Here is a 25676-nt window from a genome sequence, read left to right as displayed (position 1 = left end):
CGTTCAGGCGAAGCTGTTCAGGATACGGATCGCCGCGCAAGCGGCGCCGTATCCGCTGTCGATGTTGCAGGTGAGAAGACCCGGCGCGCAGCTCGACAGCATGGCGTTGAGGGCGGTCCGTCCGCTCTCCGCCGCGCCATAGCCGACCGATGTCGGAACGCAGATGACCGTGCCCTGCACCAGGCCGCCGAGCACGCTCGCGAGCGCCGCGTCCATTCCGGCGACCGCGATGACAATGGGAAAGCGCCGGATCTCGTCGATGCGCGCCATGAGCCGCCAGATGCCGGCGACGCCGACATCGACCACCATCGACGCGTCGATGCCGGCATGGCGCAGCGTGCGCGCCGCCTCGCGCGCGACCGAGGCATCCGATGTGCCGGCCGCCACGATCACGATCCTTCCCTCGATGCGCACCGGCCGCAGAGGCCCGAAATAGGCCGTTCGGGAAAGAGCGCAGAAGTCGAGCGCGGCGCTGTGCTCGGGCGGCAGCTGATGGAACTTGTCGGCATCGAGCCGCGTGAGCAGCAGGCTTGTGCCGCGTGCCGATACCTCGTCGAGGATGGCGGCGATCTGCGCGGCGCTCTTGCCTTCGCAGAACACCGCCTCGTCGAGGCCGATGCGTTCGGCACGGCCATGATCGAAAACTACGTCGCTTGCGCTCACTCTTGGGCTCCGACAAAGGCGCTGCCCCTGCGATAGGCCTCGAACCGGACGGGCTTGCCGGCGAGTCCGGCCGGCAGCAGCGAGGCGATCGCGGCGGTCAGCGCGTCCCCGTCGCCGAGGGCGGCGAGCGACGGCGGGTCGAGTTCGACGACGATACCGGCATGGCGCACGCGGCAGCGGACGGTTTCAGGCGCGAGCGTGGCGCCGACCAGCTTCTCGACCGCGTGGATGGCGGCGAGCGTCGCCGGCTCGATCGCGATCGCCGTCTCCACCCGGCTGGAAAGGCAGGGCGACGACGGCAGTTCGGCGAGATCGCCGAGGCCGAGCCGGCGCGCCAGCCTGCGCACGCCGGCCTTGTCGATGCCGGCTTCGACATAGGGATGGCGCACGCCGGCCGCCCGCGCGGCGTCGAGCCCGGGCCGGTAGTCGCCGAGATCGTCGAGATTGGCGCCCGAGAGGATCTGGCGTCGGGACAGGGAGGCGATGGCGCCATAGAGGTGGCCCTTGCAGAAGAAGCAGCGGTTCACCGGGTTTTCGAGATAGTTGCTGTCGCCGAATTCGCCGGTGTCCACCGTCCGGAGATTCCAGCCCTCGCGCCCGGCCCAGAACCTCACACGCTCGGTCGCTTCCGGCTGCACCGCCGGCGAGACGGCATGCACCATGTCGGTCGAGCCTGCGCCGAGCAGGCGATGAGCGACGACCGCGAGCGTCATGGAGTCGACGCCGCCGCTGACGGCGAGCGTGACCGGCCCCAGCGACGACAGCACTGCTTCCAGGCTCGCCTGGCTCATGGTTCTTCTCCTTCCGCCCGCAGCGCCGCATCGAGTTCCGCCCGCAATCGCGAGCGTGAGGCCGCGCCCGCCGTGGCGGCGATGTCGTCGGCTTCGATTTTGGCCGTCCGGCCGGAAGGCCGCTCGGCGATCTTGGCGCGATAGCTTCGTCCGGCATGGTCGATCGCGACCTCGCCGCGGCGGAGCGTGGCGCGTTCGACGATGGCATGCCGGATACCGAGCGTCGTCGTCTCATCGAAGGTCGCAGCGATGACCGCGTCGCGGGCGGCCGGCGCGGCGAGGATGCGCAGCGCTGTCATCATGCGGCCCTTCTTGCCGAAAACCGGCGCCTGGACGATGTCGAGCACGCCTGCGATGCCGCGCAGGTTGGCGACGGCCAGGGCGAGATCCTCGCCGGTCTGGTCGTCGATCTCGCATTCGAGCACGGCGACCCGATCGGACGCCTCTGTGCTGCCGGCGGTCGCCTCGTAGGCGAGCACGCGCAGGCAGTTGCTGATGCCGGGGAGTTGCCGCGTGCCGAACCCGTGCGCCGACGAGCGGAGAATACGCGTTCCATCCGCGACCCGGCCGCTGCGACAGAGATAGGCGAGGATGGCGGCGCCCGTCGGCGTCACCCGCTCGCCGCCGATGCCATCGTCGATCATGACGAAGCCCTCGAGCAGAAGCGCGGTCGCGGGGGCGGGCACGGGCAGCAGGCCATGCGCCGAGCGAACCCGGCCGCCGCCGATCGGGATCGCCCCGACCGTCCAGACCGCCGGTGCGAGGCGCGCCACGAGCCAGGCGGCCGCGACGATGTCGGCGATCGAATCCCATGCGCCGACCTCGTGGAACCGGACGTCCTCGACCGGCCGGCCATGAACACGCGCCTCGGCTTCGGCCAGGAGCGTGAAGATGCCGAGCGCATGCGTCCGCGTCTCCGCGTCGAGCGCGGAGGCGGCGATCGCCGCGCGAATGCGCCGCCAGTCGACATGGTCGTGGTCGTGGTCGTGCTCGTGCCCGTGGTCGTGGTCGCCATGTGTCCCATGGTCATGGTGATGACCATGGGACGGCTCGCGGCGACCGACGGAGGGCGCGCCGGGCTTCGCGACCAGGAAGCGGCGACCGGTCAGTATTCCGTCGTCATGCGCGACGAGGCTGCAGGTGACCGTCTCGATCAGCGGGCAGCGCGCAAGCGCCGCCTGCAAGCCGGGCTCGAGATCCGGCCTCAGATCGAGCATCGCGGCGACGAACATGTCGCCGGCCATGCCGCCGAGCGGGTCGAGATGAAGATGCAGCATGGACTCCACCTGGACACATTCCGCCGCTTCGGCGGTTCCGATGCCGGAACCCATGGCCCCTACGCCGATGAGGCCTGATCGTTCCCACATGTCTTGACGTCCTTTGGTGCTCCGGCGCGATCCCATGCGCCAGTCGATTTTGCTTTTCGCCCGGGCTTGGGCTAGCAACGTTTCATGCCCGTCAATGACTGCCTGTCCAGGGAACACGGATCGAGATGACGAATAAGGACGACGTCGTTTTCGGCGCCATCCGGCAGGTTCCCAATTTGCGGAGCGAACTCGCCGACACGCTGATCGCCCAGATCGAAGCCGGCGTCCTGAAGCCGGGCCAGCGCCTGCCGACCGAGCAGGCGATCGTGCAGGCGACGGGCGTGAGCCGCACCATCGTCCGCGAGGCGCTGGCGACGCTGCGTGCCAAGGGGCTCATCGCCACGCGCCAGGGCCTCGGCGCCTTTGTTTCCACCCATCCGACGCCGCGCAGCTTCACGATCCCGCCGGACCAGCTCGAATCGATCGACGAGATCCAACGGGTGCTCGAGCTCCGGATGGGGATTGAGTGCGAGGCGGCGAGCCTCGCTGCCATGCGCCGCACGCCGGAGGATATCGAGACCATCCAGGGCAGCCTCGATGCGCTGGATCGGGCGATTGACGAGGGTGGCTACGGCGCGCAGGAGGATTACGCCTTCCACCGCTCCATTCTGGTCGCGACCCACAACCCCTACTACAGCCGGCTGTTCGATACGTTCGGCAGCAGCATGGTTCCACGGCAGTGGGCGCGGCTCGACCGCATGACGGCTGCGGAGCGCAAGCGCCATGCGGCGCGGATGCGTCGCGAGCATCATGCCATCTTCGCGGCCATCCGCGACGGCAACGAAACGGCGGCGCGCCGGGCGATCCGGGCGCATCTCGCGAGGAGTGCGGCTCGCTTCGAGGAAATGCGCGAGCAACTGTCGACGCCCTGAGCCTCTGCGCGTCGCGTCAGGGAGCAAAGCGGGGAACGACATAAGGCCCCTCCGGGATGATCGCGACCTCGCTATCGCCCGACAGTGCAATGCTTTCGGCGATCGCCGCTTCGATGTCATCCACCATGGCGACGCCGGTCAGCCGGCGGTCGTCGCCGGCAAGGCCCGTCGAATAGAGGGCGACCTTGCCGAGCCGCATCGGCTTCAGCTGCATCTCGGTCTGCCATTCGTCGATCTCGGCGAGCGACTTGGCGGTGAGGGTGGCGAGAAAGCGCTCGGGGCCAAGCTCGACCAGCCGTGCCTGGGCCGCGCGGAACTCGGGCGAGCCGAAGCCCTCCGAGCATTCCGAGGCGATGATCAGCGTGCCGCCTGGCTTCAGGATGTCGAGCGGCGTCACCATGCCCTTGATGGTCTGGTAGTAGGTCTTGTCGAGTGGATAGCCGGCCGAAGACGTCACGACGGTCGAGAATTTCCGGTCGAAGGGGATGGTCGTCGCCGCCTCGACGAAATCGACCGCTGCCTGATGGCTGGCGATGATCTCGCCGAAAGTGATGCAGACGAGATCGCGCTCCTCGTCGAGCACGGTGTTCAGGGCATAGACCTCGCCCAGCATGCGCACGATCTCGAGCTGCTCCTCATGCAGCGGGTTGCCGAGGAGGTTGCACTGGACGGCGAGCGGATCCTCCATGAAGCGGGCGGAATGGAAGGTCCTGATCGTCTCGTGATGGGCGACGCCCGGCGCGATCACCTTGCGGCCGCCGGACCATCCCGCCATGAAATGAGGCTCGACCAGTCCGGTGGCGATCCTGAGATCCGCCTCGGCGAACAGCCGGTCGATCCTGACCGGCGTGTTGCGTGTCGCCGTATGGCCTAAATCGACATGGGCGTCGTCGTCGCGGGCGTCGTGATTGACGATGCGCACGTGCTCGAGCACCCAGGGATCGCCGACCAGCTCGGCGAGCTCGTCGCCGAGATTGGGCCGGTGCAGCCCCGTCGCGACGAGCACGGTAATCGCCTCGAGCGGAATGCCGGCCGCGACCATGGTCTCGACCATCGGTCGCAGGAACAGGCCGTTGGGCACGGGCCTCGTGATGTCGCAGATGAGGATGCAGGCGCTCCGCCGCCCGGCGGCAAGCTCGGCGAGCGGCCGCGCCGCCACCGGCGCGGCGAATGCCGCCTCCAGCGCCGCCGTGGGGTCGGCGAGCTTCGGCAGTTGGCCCTTGCGCACCAGAGTTGTTACCGCATCGGGCGGCAGCCTCACGGAGAGATGTCCGCGCCCATAGGATATCGCGATGGAGCCGTCGTTCATGACGCCTGTTCCGCCATTCCGCCGAGATAGAGCTCGCGCATCAGCGTCATGTCCTTGAGCTCCGAGATCGGCCCTGAGGTCACGATCCGGCCATTCTGCATCAGATAGCCACGCGTGGCCACGGACAAGGCCAGGCCGGCATTCTGCTCGACGAGCAGCACGGCCGCGCCGAAGCGCGCGCCGATATCGAGGATGATCGCCTGGATCTCCTTCACGAGCAGCGGCGACAGGCCGAGCGACGGCTCGTCGAGCAGCAGGATGCGGGGGCGCGCCATCAGACCGCGCGCGATCGCCAGCATCTGCTGCTGCCCGCCGCTCAGCGAGCCGCCCTTCTGCTGGCGCTTGACGGCGAGGATCGGGAAGAACGCCTCCATCGTCAGCACGTCCTGCTCGATCGTCTCCGTGTCGCGGCGCGCATAGGCGCCGAGGCGGAGATTCTCTTCAACCGTCATGTCTGCGAAGATACGTCGACCCTCGGGCACGAGGACGACGCCGCGCTTGGCGAGCACGTCGGGCGCCTTCCCGGTCAGGTTCTCGCCGTCGACGATGACGCTGCCGCCGCGCGGCTTGACCAGGCCGACGATGGTGCGCAGCAGCGTCGACTTGCCGGCGCCGTTCGGGCCGAGGATGGTGATGACCTCGCGGGCGTCGAGCGTCAGCGAAACGTTGCGGTTGACGATGGACGGGCCGTAGCCTGTACTGATGTCGGTGACCGAGAGTAGCGTCACAGCACGCCTCCGAGATAGACTTCGAGCACTTTCGGGTCGTTCAGCACCGCGTCGATCGGGCCGTCGGCGATCTTGGAGCCGAAGTCGAGCACGACCAGGCGACGGCACAGCATCCGCATCAGCTTCATGTCGTGGTCGATGACGCAGACGCTGATGCCATGCTCTGGGAACTGCTTCACCAGGCCGACCAGCGTCTGCGTCTCCCGGTCGTTCAAGCCGGCGGCCGGCTCGTCGAGCAGGATCAGCGAGGGCCGCGTCGCCAGGGCGAGCGCAATGCCCAGCAGGCGCAGGCTGCCAAAGGGTAGGATGCCGGCTCGTTCGGACGCGAGGGCCGAAAGGCCGACGAATTCGAGCAGCGCTTCCGGCGTGGTCCAGGGATAGGGCTGCGACGACTTGCGCGCATGTTCGCACGCGATGCGGACGTTCTCGATGACTGGCAGGCCGGCGAAGGCCATCGCCTGCTGGAAGGTGTGGGCGATACCGGCCGTCGACACCTCATGCGCGGTGACGCCGGTGATGTCGCGGCCCCGCCAGAGCACGGTGCCGGCGGTCGGCTTGTAGACGCCGGTGACGAGGTTGAAGAGCGTGGTCTTGCCGGAACCGTTCGGACCGACCACGCCCAGGATCTCGCCCTCCTCGATCGAAAGATCGACACCGGACAGCGCCGTGACGCCGCCAAACTGCTTCCTGAGGCCCTTGATCTCCAGAATGGCGGTCATTGTCCAGCCCTCGACGGGTTGCGGGCCTCGGTGGAGGCGCGTCCGGCCGGCACGCCCGAAAGTTTCCTGGAGACGGCCTGAAGGCCCTGCAGCACGCCGGCGATGAGGCCGTTCGGCAAGAGCAGGATCACCGCGATCAGGCACACGCCATAGACGATGCGCGACTCGACCGGATCGAGATTGAGCATCTCCGGCAGGAAGGAGACGAGGATGCCGCCGGCGAGCGGGCCAAGCAGCAGGCGAGCGCCGCCGATCATCACCATCAGCGCCAGATAGATGCTCGGGAAGGCTGCGAACTGCCCCGGCGAGATATGCCTGTAGAAATAGGCGAGCAGAACGCCCGACACGCCGGCGAACAGGCCGCTGACCATGAAGGCGCCGATCTTGTGGCGTCCGACATTGATGCCGAGCGAGGCCGCGAGCTTCTCGTTTTCGCGGATGGCGCGCAGCGTCCGGCCATAGGAGGAATGGATGATCGCCCAGCTCGCGACCGCACTCACCGCCACGAAGGCGACGACGATGAGGTAGTAGGGCATGAGGTCGTCGACGCGGTGGCCGAACAGCGTGACCGGCAGCTGCAGGTCGAGCCCGGTCGCGGCGCCGGTGAAGTCGCCGCCATTGGTGAGCACGATGCTGAGCAGCTGGCCGAAGGCGAAGGTCATGATCACGAAGTGGTGCCCGCTGACACGCAGCGACGGGATGCCGACGATGGCGGCCGCCACCGCTGCGAGGACGCTGCCGAGCGGCAGCGCGACCCAGAAGCCGATGCCGGCGTCGCGGGCCAGGATCGCCGCCACATAGGCGCCGATCCCGACCAGCGCGGCATGGCCCATCGACAGGATGCCGGTCTGCCCGAACAGCACCGCGAGACCATAGAGCGCGACGATGTTGATCCCGGCCGAGATGGCGAGCGACAGCGTGCGGTTCGTCAGTCCGAGAGCCGGGAGGAGCGCCAGCAGCCCGATCACGAGCAGGACTGGCAAGAGCGAAAGGAGAGGCGAGGAATTGTTTTTCATGGTCGGTGCTTTCGCTTCAGCTCAGGCCATCTTCGGGCCGCTGGTGCCGCCGAAGAGGCCGTTTGGCCGGACGAGCAGGACAAGGATCATGAGGCCGAACGAATAGGCGTCGGTCCATTCGGAGAACCCGTAGCCGGCGCTGAAGCCCTCGACGATGCCGAGGATGAGGCCGGCGACGACGGCGCCTGTCAGGTTGCCGAGGCCGCCCATCAGGGCGACGGCGAAGCCTTTCATGACCATCGTGCCGCCGGTGAAGGGCGTGACGGGGAAGAGCGCGATCAGCAGCGCCCCGCCGAGGCCCGCCAGCGCGCTGCCGAGAACGAACACGCCGGTGATGTAGCGCCGGACGGGAATTCCCATCAGCGCGGCCGTGTCGCGATCTTCGACGGCGGCGCGGAGCGCGCGGCCGTAGCGGCTGCGGGTGATCATGACGAAGGTCGCGGCGACGACGGCGATCGTCACCAGGATGACCATGACGCGCACCGAGGCGATGCGCACGCCGCCGACATCCCAGACGGCGCTCAGCGGCCGCGGGATGCTCTTCTGGTTGGGGCCGTAGAAGAAGATGACGACGTGCTGCAGCACGACAATCAGCCCGAGAGAAACGATGAAGCCGTTGGTCGGCCGTGTCAGGGTGAAACGGAACAGGCCGCGCTCCAGCGCGAAGCCCATCGCGGCGACGGCGAGCACCGCGATCACCAGGGCCGGGACGAAGCCGAACCCGGCCTGGACGACGATCCAGGTTGCGAAGCTGCCGATCATCAGGAACTCGCCATGGGCGAAGTTGATGATGCCGGTCAAGCCGAAGATGAGCGTCACGCCAACGGCGATCAGGGTGATCACGCTCGCGATCGAAAGGCCGTTCAGCACCTGCTGAATAAGGATTGCAGTGTCCACGTCGGTCTCCGTCCGTTTAAGGGAACGGCCGCGGTCGCCGGGCAGCGGGGGGAGGGCGCCGCCCGGCGACCCCACAGCCAGCGCTTATTTCGGCTCTTCGGCCGGAGGCTGCTGCATGGCGCAGGTGATGGCACCGCCCGGCGCCGCGGCGCAGACTTCCGTCGCATGCGTGACCTGGTGGGAGGTGTTGAAGGACAGGTTGTCCGAGACCACGCCCTTGTGATGCAGGCTCTCGATCGCGGCGACCGTCGCGTCGGGATCGAGGGTGCCGGCCTTCTCCCAGGCTTCAGCCAGGAAGTGGACATAGTCGTAGTAGAGCAGCGAGACCGAGGAGGTCACGCCCTTCGGGGCGCCGGCCGCGAAGTAGTTGGCGAAGTAGGTCTTCGCGTTGGCGTTGGAGGATTCGCCCCAGCAGATCGGCACGCAGCTCATCGCCACCGGGACATCGGCCGTGAGGCCGCGCTCCTTCCAGATGCCCGGATCGACGCCGAACAGGAAGTAGCTGGGCGCGACGCCGAGCTCGAGCGCCTGCGGCAGGGCCGTCAGCGTCGAGTCGCCATTGTACCAGAAGTGGACGACATCGGGATTGAGGCTCTTGGCCCGGGTCAGGAAGGGCGAGAAGTCGGTGGTATCCGGCGGATAGGAGATGACCTCGGGCACTTCCTGGCCCTCGGCCTTCAGCGCCTTGACATAATAGGAGGTCAGGAACTGGCCGGTCGCATCATTGCCGACGATGACGACGGACTTCTTGAGCGGATGGCCGACCAGCGGTTCCAGCAGGCCGAGCACGCCGCGCGCCGTCGAGCCCGAGCGCTGGAATTCCTGCGGTTCGGACTGGAAGAGATAGTGGTTCTCGCCGCCGGGCGCGACGGAAGTCGGGTTGAGCACCTTGGCGAGCGTGCTGTTGCCGGCGAAGTGGATCACCTTGGCAGGCTGGGTGATCTTGGCCATCGCCAAGGTGAAGTCATGCGATTCCGAGCCGAAGATCGCGGCGACCTTGTCGTCGCGCACCAGCTCCTGCGTCGCCGCGATCGCGGTCGAGACGTCGGTGCGGTCGTCCCGCTTCAGCAACTCGATCTTGTAGGTCTTGTCGCCGACCTTCACGCCGCCGGCGTCGTTGATTTCCTTGACCGCGAGGCTGACGCCAGCGGGCAGGGTATGGCCGGCCGATACGAATGAGCCGGATTCGGCCGCTACGACACCGATCTTGATCGTGTCCTCGGCCGCCGCCGAATAGGCGGATGCGGCAAGGCATAGCGCGACGGACGCGCCTGTTAACAGCAGCGAGCGCAAGGTTTGATCCTCCCAGAACAAATTTGCAAACTTACCGGGTTGTCGTACAACCCTGTTTCCTGATAATGGCATGGATCGGCGATGTCAAGCGATGGCGATCGCCCCCGGCGGCCCTTACGACGAGGCCGCGGACCAAGAGGAGACGACGAATGAGAGCGCGGAAGTTCGGCCGGACGGGCCATGAGGTGAGCGAGATCGGCTTCGGAGCCTGGGCAATCGGCGCCTCCTGGGGCGAGGTGAACGACGACGAGGCGCTGGAGGCTCTCCATGCCGCCCTCGACGCAGGCGTCACCTTCCTCGACACGGCCGATGTCTATGGCGACGGTCATTCCGAAAAGTTGATCGCCAGGGCGATCGGCTCGCGGAGCGGCGCGCGGCCCTTCATCGCCACCAAGGCTGGTCGCCGGCTGCCCGAGCAGACCGTCGCCGGCTACAGCTATGACAATCTCGCGAGCTATGTGGATCGCAGCCGCCGCAATCTCGAGATGGACACGCTCGATCTTGTCCAGCTGCATTGCCCGCCGACCGATCTCTACTACCAGCCCCAAGTGTTCGAGAGCCTCGACCGGCTGAAGGCGGAGGGGCGGATCCGCGACTATGGCGTCAGCGTCGAGCGGGTCGAGGAGGCGCTGAAGGCGATCGAGTATCCCGGCGTCGCCAGCGTGCAGATCATCTTCAATGCTTTCCGCCAGCGCCCTGCCGAGCTGTTCTTCGAACGCGCGAAGGCGAAGGGCGTCGCGATCATCGCCCGTGTTCCGCTGGCAAGCGGGCTGCTCTCGGGGAAGTTCAGCCGGGAGACGCAGTTCGCCGCCACCGACCATCGTCTGTTCAACCGCAATGGCGAGGCCTTCGACGTCGGCGAGACCTTCGCCGGTGTGCCCTATGAGGTCGGTCTCGAGGCGGTGGAGCGCATCCGGCCGCTGGTCTCGGGCGATACCGTCATGGCGCGCTTCGCGCTCCGCTGGATCCTGATGTTCGACGCCGTGACCGTGGCCATTCCCGGCGCGCGCAACCCGGCCCAGGCCCGTTCCAATGCGGCGGCGGCCGACCTGCCGGCCCTTTCCGACGAGACGATGGCTGAGATCAGCGCGGTCTACGACACGCTCATCAAGCCCTTCGTCCATCAGCGCTGGTAGGAGGCGCGAATGTCACGATCTCCATCTCCGCGGATCGACGCGCATCAGCATTTCTGGGATCCGGCAAGCGGCGGCGACTATGGCTGGCTGAGCGGTCCCTTCGCGCCGATCAACCGCGTCTTCGCGCCGGACGACCTTAGGCCCGCGCTTGCCGCGAACCGTATCGACGGCACCGTGCTGGTCCAGACTTGGAACGATCTCGGCGAGACCTGGGATTTCATCCGCACCGCCGAGGCGACGGATTTCGTCGCCGGAGTCGTCGGATGGGTCGACCTCACCGATCCGGACGTCGCGGCGACCCTCGCCGCGCTGCAGGCGGCGCCGGAGGGGCGCTGGCTGGTCGGCGTCCGCCACCTGATCCAGACCGAGCCGGACGCAAACTGGCTGCTGCGCGGCGATGTGCGTCGCGGCCTCGCCGCCGTCGGCGCGGCGGGGCTCGTCTACGACCTCGTGCCGAACCTGCCGCAACTTCCCGCCTGCGTCGCGACTGCAGGCGCCTTTCCCGACCAGCGCTTCGTGCTCGATCACATCGCCAAGCCCGAGATCCGCAATCACGGCTTCGACGAATGGGCGCGGCTGATGCGCGGCTTCCGCGGCGAGCGGGGCCATGTCTGGTGCAAGCTGTCCGGCATGGTCACCGAGGCCGACTGGCGGAACTGGACGGCGGCCGATCTCAGGCCCTATGTGCGCGAAGTTCTCGAGATCTTCGGCGTCGACCGCTGCATGTTCGGCACGGACTGGCCGGTCTGCTTGGTCGCGGCGGACTATTCGCGCGTCGTCGAGGCGCTGGAGGCGTGCCTGCAGGATCTCAGCGACGACGAAAGGGCGCAGATTTTCGGCCGCTCGGCCGTCGAGGCCTACCGCCTGCCCGCCTTTCAACCGGCCACAGTATAGGGGGCTCTCATGACGTCCATCACGGCCACACCAGGCAAAGTTGGTTTTCGCTCGCGCCTTGGCTTCGGCGCAAGCGGCATCGGCACGCTCTATCGCGACGTTCCGGAAGCGCAGGCGGCGGAGACGCTCGCCGAAGCCTATACGGCGGGGCTTCGCTATTTCGACACGGCGCCTCTCTATGGCCACGGACTCAGCGAGGCGCGGCTCGGGCGGTTCCTCAGGACCGTCCCGCGCGACAGCGTGACGGTCTCGACCAAGGTCGGCCGCTACATGGTGCCGCCCTATGGCGAGGCCGTCGATTACGGGCTCTGGGCTGCGCCGCTGCCGCTGAAGCCGGTCTTCGACTACAGCTATGCCGGAACGCTGCGTTCGCTCGAGCAGTCTGCGAGTCGGCTCGGCATCGTGGATTTCGATCTCGTCTATATCCATGATGTCGACCGCTTCACGCATGGCGATGCCTATGAGCGGCGTTTCGACGAGGCGATCGACGGTTGCTTCCGCGCGCTGGACGATTTGCGCCGGGCGGGTCATATCCGTGCGATCGGCGTCGGCGTGAACGAAAGCGATGTCGCGACGCGGTTCCTGAGGGCGGCGCGCTTCGACGCCGTCATGATGGCCGGCCGCTACACGCTGCTCGAGCGGCAGGCGGAGACGGACCTCCTTCCCGAAGCCGCGCGACAGGGCGTCGAGATCGTCGTGGCCGGCGTATTCAATTCGGGCATCCTCGCCGCCGGGCCGGACGCCGCCGGGGCCACCTTCGACTATGGCCGGCCCTCGGAAGAGGTGGTCGAGCGGGCGCGCCGTATAGCGGCCATCTGCGCGGCGCACGAGATTCCCCTGCAGGCGGCGGCGATCCAGTTTCCGCTCCGAAATCCGCTCGTCGCGGCCGCCGTCCTCGGCATGAGCCGTCCGGAGCGCGTCGCCCAGAACATGGAGTGGGCGAGGCACCCGATTCCCGAGACAGTCTGGGTCGAGCTCGATAGCCTGTCGCCCGCGACCCGGACGGAAGGCTGAGCTCAACCGGCCTGTGCGCCGTCCGCGATGTGCGGGAGGCTATGCATTGCAGGGCCGCCAAAGGTAGGCAGGCATGTGACATGACGCTCGACAAGACTTCCCCCGACCAGGCCATCCTTCGCGCGCTTTTCGACGCCGCGCTTTCCGCGTCGCTGCCGGACGGACGCTTCGAGGGAAGGCTCCCGGTGGCGCCAAAAGGACGGACGATCGTGCTCGGCGCCGGCAAGGGCGCGGCGCGCATGGTGCGGGCGTTCGAGGACGCCTGGGAGCAGGCCGGCAACCCGCCGCCGGAGGGCCTCGCCGTCACCCGCTACGGCCATGGCACGCCGACCCGCTTCGTCGAGGTGGTGGAAGCGTCGCATCCGGTTCCGGATGCTGCCGGCATGGCGGCGGCGCAGCGCATTCTCGACATCGCCGCTTCGGCCGGTTCCGACGATCTCGTCGTCTTCCTGATGTCGGGCGGCGCGTCGTCGCTGTTGGCGCTGCCGGCGGCCGGCGTGAGCCTCGAGGACAAGCAGGCGCTGAACCGCGCGCTCCTGAAGAGCGGCGCGCCGATCGGCGCCATGAACCGCGTGCGCAAGGCGCTCTCGGCGATCAAGGGCGGCCGTCTCGCCGCCGCCGCCGCGCCGGCCCGCATGGTCACCTTCCTGATCTCGGACGTGCCGGGCGATGATCCCGGCGCAATCGGCTCGGGCCCGACCATTCCCGAGGCTTCGGATCCCGAGGGCGCTCTGGCGATCCTCGCCGAATACGGCATCGCCATCGAGCCGCGCATCGAACAGGCGATCCGCGCCAACGCGGTTTCCGCCGGCCTGGGCGGCGCGGTCGAGATGCTGGCGACACCGAAAATGGCGCTCGACGCGGCGGCCGATGCGGCGTGGGCGATCGGGCTGACGCCGCTGGTGCTCGGCGACGCCCTCGAGGGCGAGGCGCGCGACGTGGCCCGCGTGCTGGCGGCGATCGGCACCTATGCGGCGGCGCATGACCAGCCGGTGGCAAAGCCCTGCGTGATCCTCTCGGGCGGCGAGACAACCGTCACCGTGCGCGGCAGGGGGCGGGGCGGCCGCAACGCCGAGTTCCTGCTGGCGCTCGCGGTGGCGCTCGGTGGCCACGAGGGCATCGCGGCGATCGCCTGCGATACCGACGGCATCGACGGCTCGGAGGACAATGCCGGCGCCTGGATCGACGCGGGCATCCTCGCCGAGGCGAGGGCCAGGGGCATCGACCCGGCCTCGCGCCTCGCCGACAATGACGGCTACGGCTTCTTCGAGGCGCTCGACCGGCTGGTGGTCACCGGACCAACGCTGACGAACGTCAACGATTTCCGCGCGATCCTGGTGCGGTAAAGCGCGCTGGATCGCTTTGACAAAAGGGCTCTGCTAGGTGGCGGCCTTTGACCCAAGATCACCTCTACGCGGGAGGTGATCTTGGCATGCAGCCTCATATCGGACGACGAGTGGGCCTTCTTCGAGGGCTTCATCCGTGCCGCCCGTCATCTCAACGGGCGTAAACCGGCAGATCATCGTCTTGTTTTGGATGGGGCTTTCTGGATTGCACGGACAGGGGGCCGTGGCCGGTTCGCGGCGCGACTGTAGCCCGCGCCTGCTGGCTCAATCGAGTCGGCCCCCCAGTGTCCGGGTTCTTCGGTGTCGGGTAGAAAGGGGCTGGTCGCCGCGGTGGCAAGCGAGCCTCAACGCGATGCAAGGAATCGGACCGGATCATGAAGACAGGCAAGCGAAAGCCGACGATTTACGATATCGCCACCGCAAGTGCAGCCTCGCCGACGACGGTCAGCATGGTGCTGAACGGTCATTGGAAAAAGCATCGCATCAAGCCGGAAACGGCCGCTCTCGTCCTGAGATGCGCTGGTGAGCTCGGCTATTCGGTCAATCAGAAAGCACGAGGTCTCCGCCTGGCCCGCTCTGGCCTGGCCGGCATGATCGTTCCTCATTATCGAAATCGCTTCTTCGCAGGTCTTGCCGAGGCGTTCGAGGCCGAGGCACGTGAGCGCGATCTATGTCCCATCGTCGTCAGTACGCAGCGCGATCCGCAGATCGAGACGCGAATTGTCGAGACGCTGCTCGCGCAGCAGGTCGAGTTCCTGTTCATAGCAGGCGTTCGCGATCCCTCGCCACTGAACGACATGTGCACCGCCGCGGGCATTCGATGCATCAATGTCGACTTGCCTGGTCCCAAGGCTCCCTCCGTCATCTCTGACAACTATGCTGCGGCTGCCCACGTGACCGAGCTGGTCATTGAAAAGCTGCTGTCATCCGATCTTCCCATTGATGACTGGTTTTTCTTCGGCGGCGTCCGCGACGACAACTCGACAAGAGAGCGTATCGGGGGGTTCAACGCCGTCCTCGCCAAGCACGGCGTATCGCTCGGGGAGGAAGCCTTCCGATGCGAGGGATATCCGCCTCATATCGCGGAGCGGGCGCTTGCCGATCGCTACGAGCGGAACGGTCGATTGCCGGCGGGACTTTTCGTCAACGGCATCACGGGACTGGAAGGCGCCGCCAGCTTCCTGGGAAGGCTTCCGAGAGAGACCTGGAACTCGACGCGGATCGCCGCCTTCGACTGGGATCCGTTCGCGGCGCAGATGCCCTATGACATCACGATGATACGCCAGGACGTCGAGGCCATGATCTCGGCGAGCTTCGGCCTGATGGACACCTACCCCGAAGACATCCCCCTCATCACCATTCCCGCCAGGCTGGTGGTCCCCGTCGAACCATAGGCCGTTTCGGCCATTATTTTTGACGCGCGTAAAAAAATAACTTCCCGCTAAACACTTGCTAAATCCATTTAGCAATTGACGGAAGGCTCCTTCGCGCCCTATGCCTAGGACGCCCGAGGAAAACGGGAAGGCACCCAACAATTCGAAACGGCCATGGCGGCCCGCGCTGAGATGCGCGGGCAACGGATACCTGCGTCCGTGGGAGGACGCTTTCAGAGGAGGAAAGTGAATGAGCATAAATGACTTCATGCAGAAGGCGCTGATCGACCGCCGCCGCTTTCTCATAGGCTCGGCGCTGGGCGTCGGCGTCATCGGCGCGCCTGGCCTGGTTCGCCCGGCGTTCGCGGGCACCGGCTACAGCCACGCAAGCTCGATCCGCTCGCTGTCGAACGCCTTCCATGCCGCCTGGAACAAGGGCGCCGAGTCGTTCGCCCAGACCATTGGCGATCCCCACAGCGCGCTGGTGACCGAAGGCAACAGCGAGAAGGGGATTGCGGATATCAAGGCCTTCCTCGCCAAGGCCGGCGACAAGGCGATCCTTGGCGTTGATCCCAACGACTCTCCGGACGCTCGCCCGATCGTCGAGGCGGTCGCGGCCGCCAAGGGCCATGTGGTGACGGTCTGGAACAAGCCGAACGATCTGCACCCCTGGGATTTCGGCGACAACTACGTTGCGCACATGTCCTTCAACGGCGTGCCGGCCGGGGAGCAGACGGCCAAGGCGCTGTTCGACAGCTTCGGCGGCGAGGGCGCCATCGTCGCGCTCGGCGGCATTCCGTCGAACGTGTCCGCGATCGAGCGCAAGGCGGGCCTGTTGAAGGCGATCGAGGCGTCGAACGGCAACGTGCAGCTTCTCGATTTCCAGGACGCCGACTGGGATTCGGCGAAGGCCAACAATATCGTCGCCGCATGGCTCACCCGTTTCGGCGGCGATATCAAGGGCGTCTGGGCGGCCAATGACGGCATGGCGATCGGCGCGCTGGAAGCGCTACGCGCCGAGGGGCTGGCCGGTCAGATCCAGGTTACCGGCGTCGACGGCACCCGTGACGCCGTGCAGGCGGTGAAGAACAAGGAAATGGCGGCAACCGTCGACTGGGATCCGTTCTGGATCGGCGGCATCGCCCTGTCCCTCGGCCATCACGCGGCGACCGGCGCCTTCTCTCCCTCGAAGGAGCCGCAGGAGCATCGCGAATTCTACGGCACGGGCGCCCTGATCACGCAGGCCGATGTCGATGATTACTGGAAGAAAAATGTCGAGGCGACGCCTGAGGTCGACTGGAACGACCTTTGGGGCCGCGTCAGCGGTCAGATCCAGTACGGCTGATCGACAGGAGAGAGGCCGCGAACTCTATCGCGGCCTTTCCGAATACCGCTCCGGGAGGATAACATGACACGCTTGGATTCGCGCTGGGCGAGCGCCACCCCTTTGCTCGTCTTGATAGGACTTTGCCTTGCCATCGCGATCGTCGATCCGAGGTTCCTGTCGTTCGGGAATTTGGGGCGCATCGCGGCAGCGGCATCGGCACCCCTGGTCCTCGCGCTCGGGGCCACCTTCATCATCCTCATGGGGTCAATCGATCTCTCCATCGAAGGCTCGATGGCGTTCTCTGGCGCGGTCCTCGCTGCCTTCGTCGCCAACGCTTCCGGAACCGGTTTCGATATCGGCCTTGCGGCCATACCGATCGCTCTTCTCGCGGCAGGCGCCTTCGGCTGCGTCATCGGCCTGGTCCATGTCTATCTCAAGGTGCCGTCATTCATGGCGAGCCTCGGCATGGGTTTTGTCGGGGTAGGCATCGCAACGGTGCTTCTCGGCGGGGAACGCGTCGGCATTCTCGATCCGAATATCCGGGCGCTGGCGTTGAACCGCGTCCTGGGCCTTCCGCTCTCCGTCTATGTCGGCGTGTTCATGCTGGCGGTGGCGTGGTTCATCCAGGACCATACCCGCATCGGCCGTCACATCATGGCGCTCGGCGGCGGCGAGGACCTCGCAGCCGCGTCCGGCATCAATGTCCGGCGGGTTCGCATCTTGGCATTCACCATCGCCGGCGCGTTCTTCGGGGTGGGGGCGATCCTCACCTGCGCGCGGCTCGGCGCATCGAGCGCCCTCATCGGGAGCGGCCAGCTCTTCACCGCGATCAGCGCCGTCGTCGTCGGCGGGACCGCGCTGACCGGCGGCAAGGGTGGCGTGCTCCAGACGGTCGTCGGCGTCCTCATCGTCATCGTGCTCAACAACGGCATGATCATCCTCGGCCTGCCGTCCTTTGTGCAGCAGGGCGTTCTGGGCCTGGCGATCATCCTCGCCGTGCTGCTCAACTCGCCCCGCCGCAGCCTGGCAATCGTCAAGTAGGAGCGTGTGATCATGCTCGACCTCAAGGAAATCACCAAGACGTTCGGCCGCGTGCAGGCGCTCAAGGGCGTCTCGATCACGGTGAACATTGGCGAAGTGGTCGGCCTCGTCGGCGAGAACGGCGCCGGCAAGTCCACCCTCATGAAGGTTCTGAACGGCATCTATCAACCCGACAGCGGGACGATCGAGATGAATGGCGTGGCCGAGACGCTGCGCGGACCGCGCGACGCGGCCGCCAAGGGCATCGGCATGGTGTTCCAGGAGCAATCCCTCATCCCGAACCTCTCGGTTGCCGAGAATATCTTCATCGGCAACGAGGCGCAGTTCGTGCGTTTGGGTCGCATCGACTGGAAGGCGATGGGCCATGCCGCGAGACGGCAACTCGACAAGGTTGGTCTGGACATCGATCCGCGGACGACGACCTCCGCCCTGACCTTCATGCAGCGCCAGATGGTGGAACTGGCAAAGGTATTGACACTCGAGGAAGCCGTCGATGGTAACCTCTGCATCCTGCTGGACGAGCCGACTTCGGTGCTCGAGCAGGCCGAGATCGACATCCTTTTCGGCGTCATCCGCAAGCTGCGCGATCGCGCTGGCATCATCTTCATCTCGCATCGGCTGGACGAGGTCATCGAGATCTCGGACACGATCGTCGTCATGAAGGACGGTGCCGTCGTCGAACGCATGGCCAAGGCCGACGCGACGCCGGCGCGCATCCACCACCTTATGGTCGGGCGCGAGGCGACCGGCTCCTACTACAAGCAGGACGAGCGCCGCCCGCCTTCCGATACGGTCGCGCTCTCCGTGCAGAACGTCTCTCGGGCGCTCGATTTTTCCGAGATCAGCTTCGACGTCCATGATGGCGAGGTTCTCGCTCTGGTCGGCACGGAAGGCGCCGGCTCGGAGCCCCTGATCCGGAGCTTCTTCGGTCTTGAGCGTGTCCATCTCGGCAAGATCGTCTATCGCGGCGAAGATCTCACGAACACCTCCTCCGGACGGGCCGTCACCGCCGGCATCGGCTATGTGCCGCGCGAACGGAAAATCGAGGGCATCGTCGAGGAGATGTCCGTTCAGGAGAACATCTGCCTGCCCTTGGGCGGCCGCCTGACACGTTTCGGCCTGTTCGATTTTCGTGCGATCGCCAGGAAGACATCCGAACTCATCGCCAAGCTGCGCATCAAGACCCCTGACGGATCGGCGCTGTGCGCCAATCTTTCCGGCGGCAATCAGCAGAAGGTGGTCCTGTCCAAATGGTATCGCACGGATGCGCGGCTGTTCCTGCTCGATCATCCCACGCGCGGCCTCGACGTCGGCGCCAAGGAAGACGTCTACGCGCTGATCCGTGAAATGTGCGCGGCGGGCGCCGCCGTGGTCCTGATTGCCGACACGCTCGAGGAAGCGCTCGGCCTTGCCCATACGGTCATCGTTCTCAAGGACGGCAGGCAGACGGCGCGATTCGACAATACAGGACCGACGCCTGTCACTCCCCTCGACCTCATTCCACACATGGTGTGAACATGAAGCAGTTTGGCAAGTTTGCCGGCCTTATCCCATGGATCGCGCTGGTCGTCCTCATTCTGATCGTTGGTTCTTTCGACACGGCCTTCCTCAGGCCGACGACGTTGATTGGCCTGTTCGCCGATTCTGCGACGCTGTTCCTGATGGCGATTGGCATGACCGCCGTCATCTACATCGGAAGCATCGACCTGTCGCTCCAGTCGATTGCCGCGATCAGCTCGATTGTGCTCGCACTGCTCATTCCGGACTACGGCATATTGGCAATTCCGGTGGCTTTGCTGGTCGGGATGCTGTTCGGCTGCCTTTCGGGCGTGGTTCACGCGGTCCTGCGCCTGCCGAGCTTTATTGCGACGCTTGCCGTGGGCGGTGTGGTCACGACCGCCGCTCTCTATCTCTCAAATCAGCGCTCGATCCAGATCGATGCTCAGCCGCGTCTCGATTCCCTTTCCTGGGCGATTGGAACGACTCTCGGCGTACCGAACGAGGTCTGGGTATCTCTGGTCGTCCTGGTGGTTGCGCTCACCGTGGAGCAGGCGACGCCCTTCGGTAAGGCCATGAAGGCTGTCGGATGCGGCGAGGCGGCGGCCCGCGTCGCGGGCATAAACATCACGTCTGTCAAAATCATCGTCTTCATGATCGCGGGGCTCTTCGCCGCGCTGAGCGGCGTGGTCCTGGCCGGCCGGCTGTCCAGCGGCTCCCCGATCATCGCAAACGAATTCCTGCTGCCGGCGATCGCCGCCGTCGTGCTCGGGGGCACCTCGCTGACCGGCGGCAGTGGCGGCGTTCTGCGGACATTGGTCGGAACGTTGCTGATCGCCGTCGTCCGTACCGGCATGACCTTCGTCGGCATCAACGTGCTCGCCCAGCAGATCGTCTTCGGCATCATCCTGGTTGCGGCTGTCGCGCTAAGCATCGGGCGCGCACCCAAGGGCGTCATGAAGTAGCGCCGCTCATCCCCCCAATTTGAATCAATGGAGACTACCCTTGATACTCGATAAGTTCAGGCTTGATGGGAAGGTTGCCCTCGTCACCGGCGGCACGCGCGGCATTGGCCTCGCCATCGCCAAGGCACTCGGGGAGGCGGGTGCCCGCGTCATCATAAGCGCTCGCGCTCCTGTCCAGGAGGCGGCCGAGGTTCTGGCGGGCGCCGGCATCGATTTCGACTTCATTGCCGCCGACATGCGGGACGAAGGGGCGGCCGATACGCTGACGCGGCAGGTTGTCGAGCGTTCTGGCAGGCTTGACATCCTCGTCAACAATGCCGGCGTTGCGATCCATGGTGACAGTGCAGATTTCGACGACGAGACCTGGCGCAAGGTCATGAGCCTCAATGTCGATGCCGTGTTTCGTGCCTGCCGCGCGGCTCTCGCGCCGATGCGCGCGCAGGGATCAGGGGTGATCCTCAACATCGGCTCGATGTCTGGCATCGCGTCGAACATTCCCCAGAACCAGGTCGCCTATAACAGCTCGAAGGCTGCGGTCCACATGATGACCAAAAGCCTGGCGAGCGAACTGGCGGCAGAAAACATCCGGGTGAACGCCCTCGCGCCCGGATACATCGATACGGACATGTCGCGCGGCGGCATCGAGAACCCGGACTGGTTCCCGATCTGGCGCAACATGACACCCATGGGCCGCGTAGGCCAGCCGGACGAGGTGGCCGCGGCGGCGCTGTTCCTCTGCGCTCCGGCGTCGAGCTATGTGACCGGCGAAGTGCTTGTCATCGACGGCGGTTACACGACGCGTTGACGGAGCGCGAACGCGCGACATGACGCGCGCCGACTGAGGCTCCAGCTCGCGGCCTTGGCCGCGGGCCTCCCGGGGAGGCCGCGCTTCGCGCCGGACTTCTCGCCCAAGATTGCTTCCATCGACAGGATACGCCGCACGAGCTTTCGCGGCGGCAGGACGGAGACATTGATATGAGACTTCAAGACAAGGTTGCCCTCATCACTGGCGGCGCGCGAGGCATCGGCCTCGGCTTTGCCGAAGCTTTCGTCGCCGAAGGCGCCAAGGTCATCATCGCCGACATCAATCTGGCGCTTGCGGAGGAAGCAGCTGCCTCCATCGGCCCCGCCGCAACGGCCATGAAGATCGACGTCACGAACCTTCAGGACATCGACGCCGTCGTCAGCCAGATCGACGCCGATTTCGGCGGCATCGATATCCTCGTGAACAATGCAGCCATCTTCGACCTGGCGCCGATCCAGGCGATCACCGAAGACAGCTACGACCGCGTCTTCGACGTCAATCTGAAGGGACCGCTGTTCACCATGAAGGCGGTGGCGAATGTCATGATCGCGCGCGGCCGCGGCGGCAAGATCATCAACATGGCAAGCCAGGCCGGCCGGCGCGGCGAGGCGCTGGTGACGCTCTACTGCGCTTCCAAGGCCGCGATCATTTCGGCGACCCAGTCCGCCGCACTCGCCCTCGTGAAATACGGCATCAATGTCAACGCCATCGCCCCCGGTGTGGTGGATGGCGCGCATTGGGACGTTGTCGATGCCAAGTTCGCCGAATGGGAAGGCTTGAAGCCCGGCGAGAAGAAGGCAGCCGTCGCCAAGGAAGTTCCGATCGGCCGTTTCGCGACGCCCGACGACATCAAGGGCCTCGCCGTCTTCCTCGCTTCCAAGGACAGCGACTACATCCTGGCCCAGACCTACAACGTCGACGGCGGCAACTGGATGAACTGAACCATGCGAGCGGCATGAAGGCATCCGGTTCACGGGTGCCGCAGGCCGCTGCGGCGTCGGTGCATTTCCGCTTGTGCCGGGGGATGAATAGGCCGGCACGGTGCAGGCGGTCGCGGAAGGCGTCGCCGGCCTCCGCGCCGGCGATTGCTTCGCCGCCGTGCCGCCCCCCCTGCGACATCTGCCCGGCCCGCCCTGAGGGCCGGACCGATCTCTGTCGCGGCTTCATGGCCCGTGGCGCCTCGCACAATGGCGGTTTGCGGAATCCGCAACCTCAATTCCGTTCGTTCGCCTCACGGCATGCGACGACACATCGACGGAGGCTAAGTTGGAAATCGAGATGACACTCGCCCCGGAAGCACTCGGGCCGACGGTGACCGTCGGCGAAATTCTCGTGGAGATCATGGCCACGACGGTTGGCGAGGGCTTCCTGGCGCCACAAACGCTGATTGGGCCGTTTCCCAGTGGAGCGCCGGCCATCTTCATCGATCAGGTGGCTCGCATAGGCGGCGCCTGCGGGATCGTGGCAGTCGTGGGCAACGACGATTTTGGCCGATTGAATGTCGGGCGGTTGAAGACGGACGGCGTCGACGTGTCAGCGATCGCCGTCAGCGCGGACAAGCCGACCGGAAGCGCCTTTGTCCGCTACCGGACCGACGGCTCGCGCGACTTCGTCTACAATATCAAGCATTCCGCGGCAGGAGAGGTGACGACAACCGAAGCCGCGCACGCATTGTTTTCCCGTGCCGGCCATGTCCACGTCATGGGGTCGGCCTTTGCCATCGCTGGCCTCTGGTCGATTCTCGTCGAGGCCGTTTCGATCGTGAAGGCGCGGGGCGGGTCGGTTTCCTTCGATCCGAACATCCGCAAGGAACTCGTGCAGGGCGGCGATGGCCGCAAGCTGATCGACGACATGATCGCCGTCACCGATCTGCTGCTGCCCTCGGGTGACGAATTGCTGGTGGCTGCCGGCGAAACGACCGAAGCGGCGGCGGTGGAGCGCCTGCTCGATCTCGGCGTCGGCGAGATCGTCCTGAAGCGCGGCAGCGAGGGCTCCACTCATTTCAGCAAGGCCTTCGGCCGCGTCGACTGCGTGGCCTTCCGGGTCGAGGAAATCGATCCGACCGGGGCGGGCGACTGCTTCGGCGCTGTCTATCTTACGAGCCGGCGCGCCGGCCTGCCGCCGCACAGCGCGCTGCTCTACGCGAATGCCGCCGGCGCCCGCACAGTGACAAGACAAGGCCCCATGGAGGGTGTCTCCAGCAAGGCGGAACTCGATCAATTCATCGCGGCCGCGGGCCGGGAGATGCAGGCATGAGCGACATACTGACCGGACTTGCAACCGCCCGGCGCGAAGGCCGGCCCTACGGCATCGCTTCGATCTGCTCCGCCCATCCGACGGTTCTGCGCGCGGCGCTCAGGCGGGCGGCGAAGAGCGGCGGCCCCGTGCTGATCGAGGCGACCTGCAATCAGGTCAATCAGTTCGGCGGCTATACCGGCATGACGCCGGCCGATTTCGTCGCCTTCGTCGAGAGAATTGCTTCCGAGGAAAACGTGCGTCGCGAGCAGATCCTTTTCGGCGGCGACCATCTTGGCCCCAATCCCTGGCGCAAGGAGCCGGCGGAGATCGCGCTGAAGAAGGCGGCCGATATGGTCGCGGCCTATGTGTCGGCGGGCTTCGGCAAGATCCATCTCGATGCGTCGATGGGCTGTGCCGGGGAACCCGTCGCTCTGGACGACCATACCGTGGCCGCGCGCGCCGCGACCCTTTGCGCGGTCGCCGAGCACGCCGCGGAAAGCGCCGGCCTCCCCGCGCCGGTCTATATTCTCGGGACGGAGGTGCCGATCCCCGGCGGCGCGGACCATGCGCTGGACGCGGTCGAGCCGACTGCGCCGGAAGCGGCGCGCGAGACCATCGCCGTCCACCGCGAAGCCTTCGCCAAGGCGGGGCTCGCCGATGCCTTCGCCCGCGTCATAGCCTTCGTCGTACAGCCCGGCGTCGAATTCGGCAGCGACAACGTCATTGCCTACGACGCGCCGCGCGCCGCCGCCCTGAGCGGCCTTCTCGACGAGGAGCCGGGGCTGGTGTTCGAGGCCCACTCGACGGATTACCAGACCGAAGAAGCGCTCACGGCCCTCGTCGCTGACGGCTACCCGATCCTCAAGGTCGGCCCCGGGCTTACGTTCGCCTATCGCGAGGCGCTCTACGGCCTCGATCTTATCGCGTCGGACATCGTACCCGGTTATCGCGAGCGCACGCTTGCCAGGGCCATGGAGGCGCTGATGCTGGCGAAGCCCGGCTACTGGAGCGGCTACTACCACGGCGACGAGACGGACCTGCGCATCCAGCGCCATTTCAGCTACAGCGACCGCATTCGCTACTACTGGAGCCAACCGGAGGCCGAAATGGCGGTTCAGAAATTGCTGACGGCCTTGGAAGGGGTCCGCATCCCGGAAACAGTGCTTCACCAGTACCTGCCGCAAGTCGAGCCGCTGCCGGCAGGCGGCGCTGATGCCATCGTCGTGGCTGCAGTGGATCGGATATTGCAGGTGTACGGTCGGGCCATCGCATTGAAATAATTGAGCATCGTGCCGTTCATCCGTTTTGCTCGCGGACAGGAGGCTCGATCCAAACATCTGCCTCAGGTTTGCGTATGGGATGCATCATCCCGGCGTACGAGGCCCGCGACGAAATCCAACAGCGCGCGGGTCTTGGGAGGCACGTGCTTCCGGGACGGATAGTACGCATGGAGCGGAAATCGCTGTTCGGACCAGTCCGGGAAGAGCTGAACCAGCCGACGATTTGCGATGTGGTCCTCGATGCCCAACTCGAAGAGTTGGGCGATGCCCAGCCCAGCGAGGCAGGCACTGTGCAGGGTACCCGGATCGTTGACGGTCAACACGCCTTGGGGTTTCACGACAAGCGTCTGTCGACGTCGATGAAATTCCCAGGGGAACGGTCGCCCCGTCACCGGTTCCCTGAACTCAACGCATCGGTGCAGCGGCGTCCCAAGGTCACGTGGATGGGCAGGATGGCCAAACCGCTCGAGATAGGCAGGCGAGGCCATGGCCAGCACCCGCGTGTCGAACAGCTTCCTGACAATGAGTGATGATGTCGGTGGGTGCCCAAACCGGAGGGCCAGATCAAAGCCGTCCGCCACCAGATCTCCCAGGTCCTCCCGGCTGCGCAACTCCACTTCCAGCTCCGGGTGGCTGTCCAGAAAATCTCCCAGACGCGGACCCAGCACGAGCTGGGAGAAGAGCGGATCGACATTGACCCGCAGTCGTCCGCGAACCTTCCGGGCGCTCCCCGCGGCATTGGACGTGACTTCGGCGAGTGCGCCGATCAGCGGCATTACCTGCTCGTAGAAGTCTCGCCCCTCATCGGTCAGCCGGACCGATCGGGTGGTGCGCTCGAAGAGGCGGATCGACAGCCTTGCCTCCAGGCGGGCGATCGCCCGGCTCACCCCGGACTGCGACATGTCCAGCGCTTCCGCGGCACCGCCGAAGCTCTTCATCTCCGAGACCGCCGCCATGACATCGATGCCCTCGAGCAGTTGCGAGAACGGCTGACGCATTTATGCCTCCGAAGCATCAATGAAATGAATTTCATGACATAGCAACTCTGCGGGCGTCGTGCCAGAACTCCGCGGCGCCTCAGCAATCGGCGCTTTCAACAATTCAT

24 protein-coding genes and 1 pseudogene are annotated in these 25676 nt (G+C 66.0%); 15 read left to right on the top strand and 10 right to left on the bottom strand.

The genetic code is table 11. From position 1 onward, the window contains the following. Nucleotides 1-3 precede the first annotated feature (3 nt). The 3 genes from larB to larC are packed head-to-tail and all read right to left on the bottom strand — an operon-like array spanning nucleotide 4 to nucleotide 2731. A complete protein-coding gene (gene larB, locus AC6HZP_RS21935) occupies nucleotides 4-663 on the bottom strand; it encodes a nickel pincer cofactor biosynthesis protein LarB (RefSeq protein ID WP_497524534.1) in 660 nt (219 codons plus the stop codon). Beyond that, nucleotides 660-1454: an ATP-dependent sacrificial sulfur transferase LarE gene (gene larE, locus AC6HZP_RS21930; RefSeq protein WP_497524533.1), complete on the bottom strand. Its 795-nt coding sequence runs from the start codon at nucleotides 1452-1454 to the stop codon at nucleotides 660-662. The genes larB and larE overlap by 4 nt, the downstream gene beginning before the upstream one ends. Beyond that, nucleotides 1451-2731 carry a nickel pincer cofactor biosynthesis protein LarC gene (larC, locus tag AC6HZP_RS21925; RefSeq protein ID WP_497524532.1) on the bottom strand — a complete coding sequence of 427 codons (1281 nt, stop codon included), beginning with the start codon at nucleotides 2729-2731 and terminating at the stop codon, nucleotides 1451-1453. The genes larE and larC overlap by 4 nt, the downstream gene beginning before the upstream one ends. Before the next feature lie 215 nt (nucleotides 2732-2946). On the opposite strand from larC, the gene AC6HZP_RS21920 reads away from it, so the two are divergent. Next, nucleotides 2947-3693, top strand: coding sequence for a FadR/GntR family transcriptional regulator (locus AC6HZP_RS21920; protein ID WP_497524531.1), 747 nt, complete (start codon nucleotides 2947-2949; stop codon nucleotides 3691-3693). A 16-nt stretch (nucleotides 3694-3709) separates the two neighbouring features. Here the strand turns inward: AC6HZP_RS21920 and AC6HZP_RS21915 are convergent, their stop codons facing one another. The 6 genes from AC6HZP_RS21915 to AC6HZP_RS21890 form a co-directional block, all read right to left on the bottom strand. Then, nucleotides 3710-5002: a nickel-dependent lactate racemase family protein gene (locus tag AC6HZP_RS21915; protein WP_497524530.1), complete on the bottom strand. Its 1293-nt coding sequence runs from the start codon at nucleotides 5000-5002 to the stop codon at nucleotides 3710-3712. Beyond that, on the bottom strand, nucleotides 4999-5730 hold the full coding sequence (locus tag AC6HZP_RS21910; RefSeq protein WP_201401029.1) for an ABC transporter ATP-binding protein: 732 nt from the start codon (nucleotides 5728-5730) through the stop codon (nucleotides 4999-5001). The genes AC6HZP_RS21915 and AC6HZP_RS21910 overlap by 4 nt, the downstream gene beginning before the upstream one ends. Further along, nucleotides 5727-6449 carry an ABC transporter ATP-binding protein gene (locus tag AC6HZP_RS21905; protein WP_201401028.1) on the bottom strand — a complete coding sequence of 241 codons (723 nt, stop codon included), beginning with the start codon at nucleotides 6447-6449 and terminating at the stop codon, nucleotides 5727-5729. The genes AC6HZP_RS21910 and AC6HZP_RS21905 overlap by 4 nt, the downstream gene beginning before the upstream one ends. Then, nucleotides 6446-7465: a branched-chain amino acid ABC transporter permease gene (locus AC6HZP_RS21900; protein WP_497524529.1), complete on the bottom strand. Its 1020-nt coding sequence runs from the start codon at nucleotides 7463-7465 to the stop codon at nucleotides 6446-6448. Before AC6HZP_RS21900 ends, AC6HZP_RS21905 begins: the two co-directional genes overlap by 4 nt. A gap of 21 nt (nucleotides 7466-7486) precedes the next feature. Further along, nucleotides 7487-8362 carry a branched-chain amino acid ABC transporter permease gene (locus AC6HZP_RS21895; RefSeq protein WP_201401026.1) on the bottom strand — a complete coding sequence of 292 codons (876 nt, stop codon included), beginning with the start codon at nucleotides 8360-8362 and terminating at the stop codon, nucleotides 7487-7489. Between the two features lie 84 nt (nucleotides 8363-8446). Further along, nucleotides 8447-9655 carry an ABC transporter substrate-binding protein gene (locus AC6HZP_RS21890; RefSeq protein ID WP_201401025.1) on the bottom strand — a complete coding sequence of 403 codons (1209 nt, stop codon included), beginning with the start codon at nucleotides 9653-9655 and terminating at the stop codon, nucleotides 8447-8449. 149 nt (nucleotides 9656-9804) lie between these two features. Between AC6HZP_RS21890 and AC6HZP_RS21885 the strand changes: the two genes are divergently transcribed. From AC6HZP_RS21885 to AC6HZP_RS21820, 14 genes and pseudogenes are all read left to right on the top strand, one after another. After that, nucleotides 9805-10791, top strand: a complete 987-nt coding sequence (locus AC6HZP_RS21885; RefSeq protein ID WP_497524528.1) for an aldo/keto reductase — start codon at nucleotides 9805-9807, stop codon at nucleotides 10789-10791. 9 nt (nucleotides 10792-10800) lie between these two features. After that, nucleotides 10801-11685 carry an amidohydrolase family protein gene (locus AC6HZP_RS21880; RefSeq protein ID WP_497524527.1) on the top strand — a complete coding sequence of 295 codons (885 nt, stop codon included), beginning with the start codon at nucleotides 10801-10803 and terminating at the stop codon, nucleotides 11683-11685. A 9-nt stretch (nucleotides 11686-11694) separates the two neighbouring features. After that, a complete protein-coding gene (locus tag AC6HZP_RS21875) occupies nucleotides 11695-12699 on the top strand; it encodes an aldo/keto reductase (RefSeq protein WP_497524526.1) in 1005 nt (334 codons plus the stop codon). Nucleotides 12700-12779: 80 nt separating this feature from the next. Beyond that, nucleotides 12780-14045 carry a glycerate kinase type-2 family protein gene (locus AC6HZP_RS21870; RefSeq protein WP_497524525.1) on the top strand — a complete coding sequence of 422 codons (1266 nt, stop codon included), beginning with the start codon at nucleotides 12780-12782 and terminating at the stop codon, nucleotides 14043-14045. Nucleotides 14046-14120: 75 nt separating this feature from the next. Beyond that, a pseudogene (locus AC6HZP_RS21865) lies at nucleotides 14121-14276 on the top strand (IS5/IS1182 family transposase); the annotation flags it as partial. Nucleotides 14277-14419: 143 nt separating this feature from the next. Next, a complete protein-coding gene (locus AC6HZP_RS21860) occupies nucleotides 14420-15439 on the top strand; it encodes a substrate-binding domain-containing protein (protein WP_497524524.1) in 1020 nt (339 codons plus the stop codon). Nucleotides 15440-15668: 229 nt separating this feature from the next. Beyond that, complete coding sequence (locus AC6HZP_RS21855; RefSeq protein ID WP_497524523.1) at nucleotides 15669-16763, top strand: sugar ABC transporter substrate-binding protein; 1095 nt, start codon at nucleotides 15669-15671, stop codon at nucleotides 16761-16763. A gap of 63 nt (nucleotides 16764-16826) precedes the next feature. Then, nucleotides 16827-17786 (top strand): ABC transporter permease, encoded by a 960-nt coding sequence (locus tag AC6HZP_RS21850; protein ID WP_497524522.1) that lies wholly within the window; start codon nucleotides 16827-16829, stop codon nucleotides 17784-17786. Between the two features lie 12 nt (nucleotides 17787-17798). Next, nucleotides 17799-19301 (top strand): sugar ABC transporter ATP-binding protein, encoded by a 1503-nt coding sequence (locus AC6HZP_RS21845; RefSeq protein WP_497524521.1) that lies wholly within the window; start codon nucleotides 17799-17801, stop codon nucleotides 19299-19301. Between the two features lie 2 nt (nucleotides 19302-19303). Next, a complete protein-coding gene (locus AC6HZP_RS21840; RefSeq protein WP_497524520.1) occupies nucleotides 19304-20248 on the top strand; it encodes an ABC transporter permease in 945 nt (314 codons plus the stop codon). A gap of 40 nt (nucleotides 20249-20288) precedes the next feature. Continuing rightward, complete coding sequence (locus AC6HZP_RS21835) at nucleotides 20289-21053, top strand: SDR family NAD(P)-dependent oxidoreductase (protein ID WP_497524519.1); 765 nt, start codon at nucleotides 20289-20291, stop codon at nucleotides 21051-21053. A gap of 170 nt (nucleotides 21054-21223) precedes the next feature. Beyond that, on the top strand, nucleotides 21224-21994 hold the full coding sequence (locus AC6HZP_RS21830) for an L-iditol 2-dehydrogenase (protein WP_497524518.1): 771 nt from the start codon (nucleotides 21224-21226) through the stop codon (nucleotides 21992-21994). A gap of 337 nt (nucleotides 21995-22331) precedes the next feature. Further along, complete coding sequence (locus tag AC6HZP_RS21825; RefSeq protein ID WP_497524517.1) at nucleotides 22332-23309, top strand: tagatose kinase; 978 nt, start codon at nucleotides 22332-22334, stop codon at nucleotides 23307-23309. Then, nucleotides 23306-24571, top strand: coding sequence for a D-tagatose-bisphosphate aldolase, class II, non-catalytic subunit (locus tag AC6HZP_RS21820; protein WP_497524516.1), 1266 nt, complete (start codon nucleotides 23306-23308; stop codon nucleotides 24569-24571). The genes AC6HZP_RS21825 and AC6HZP_RS21820 overlap by 4 nt, the downstream gene beginning before the upstream one ends. Nucleotides 24572-24633: 62 nt before the next feature. Here AC6HZP_RS21820 and AC6HZP_RS21815 read toward each other — a convergent pair whose 3' ends face one another. Continuing rightward, nucleotides 24634-25569: a LysR family transcriptional regulator gene (locus tag AC6HZP_RS21815; RefSeq protein WP_497524515.1), complete on the bottom strand. Its 936-nt coding sequence runs from the start codon at nucleotides 25567-25569 to the stop codon at nucleotides 24634-24636. Nucleotides 25570-25676 lie beyond the last annotated feature (107 nt).

The sequence above is a fragment of the Kaistia sp. SLG-1 genome (assembly GCF_059699055.1).
This window is presented reverse-complemented; position numbering and strand designations above follow the sequence as displayed.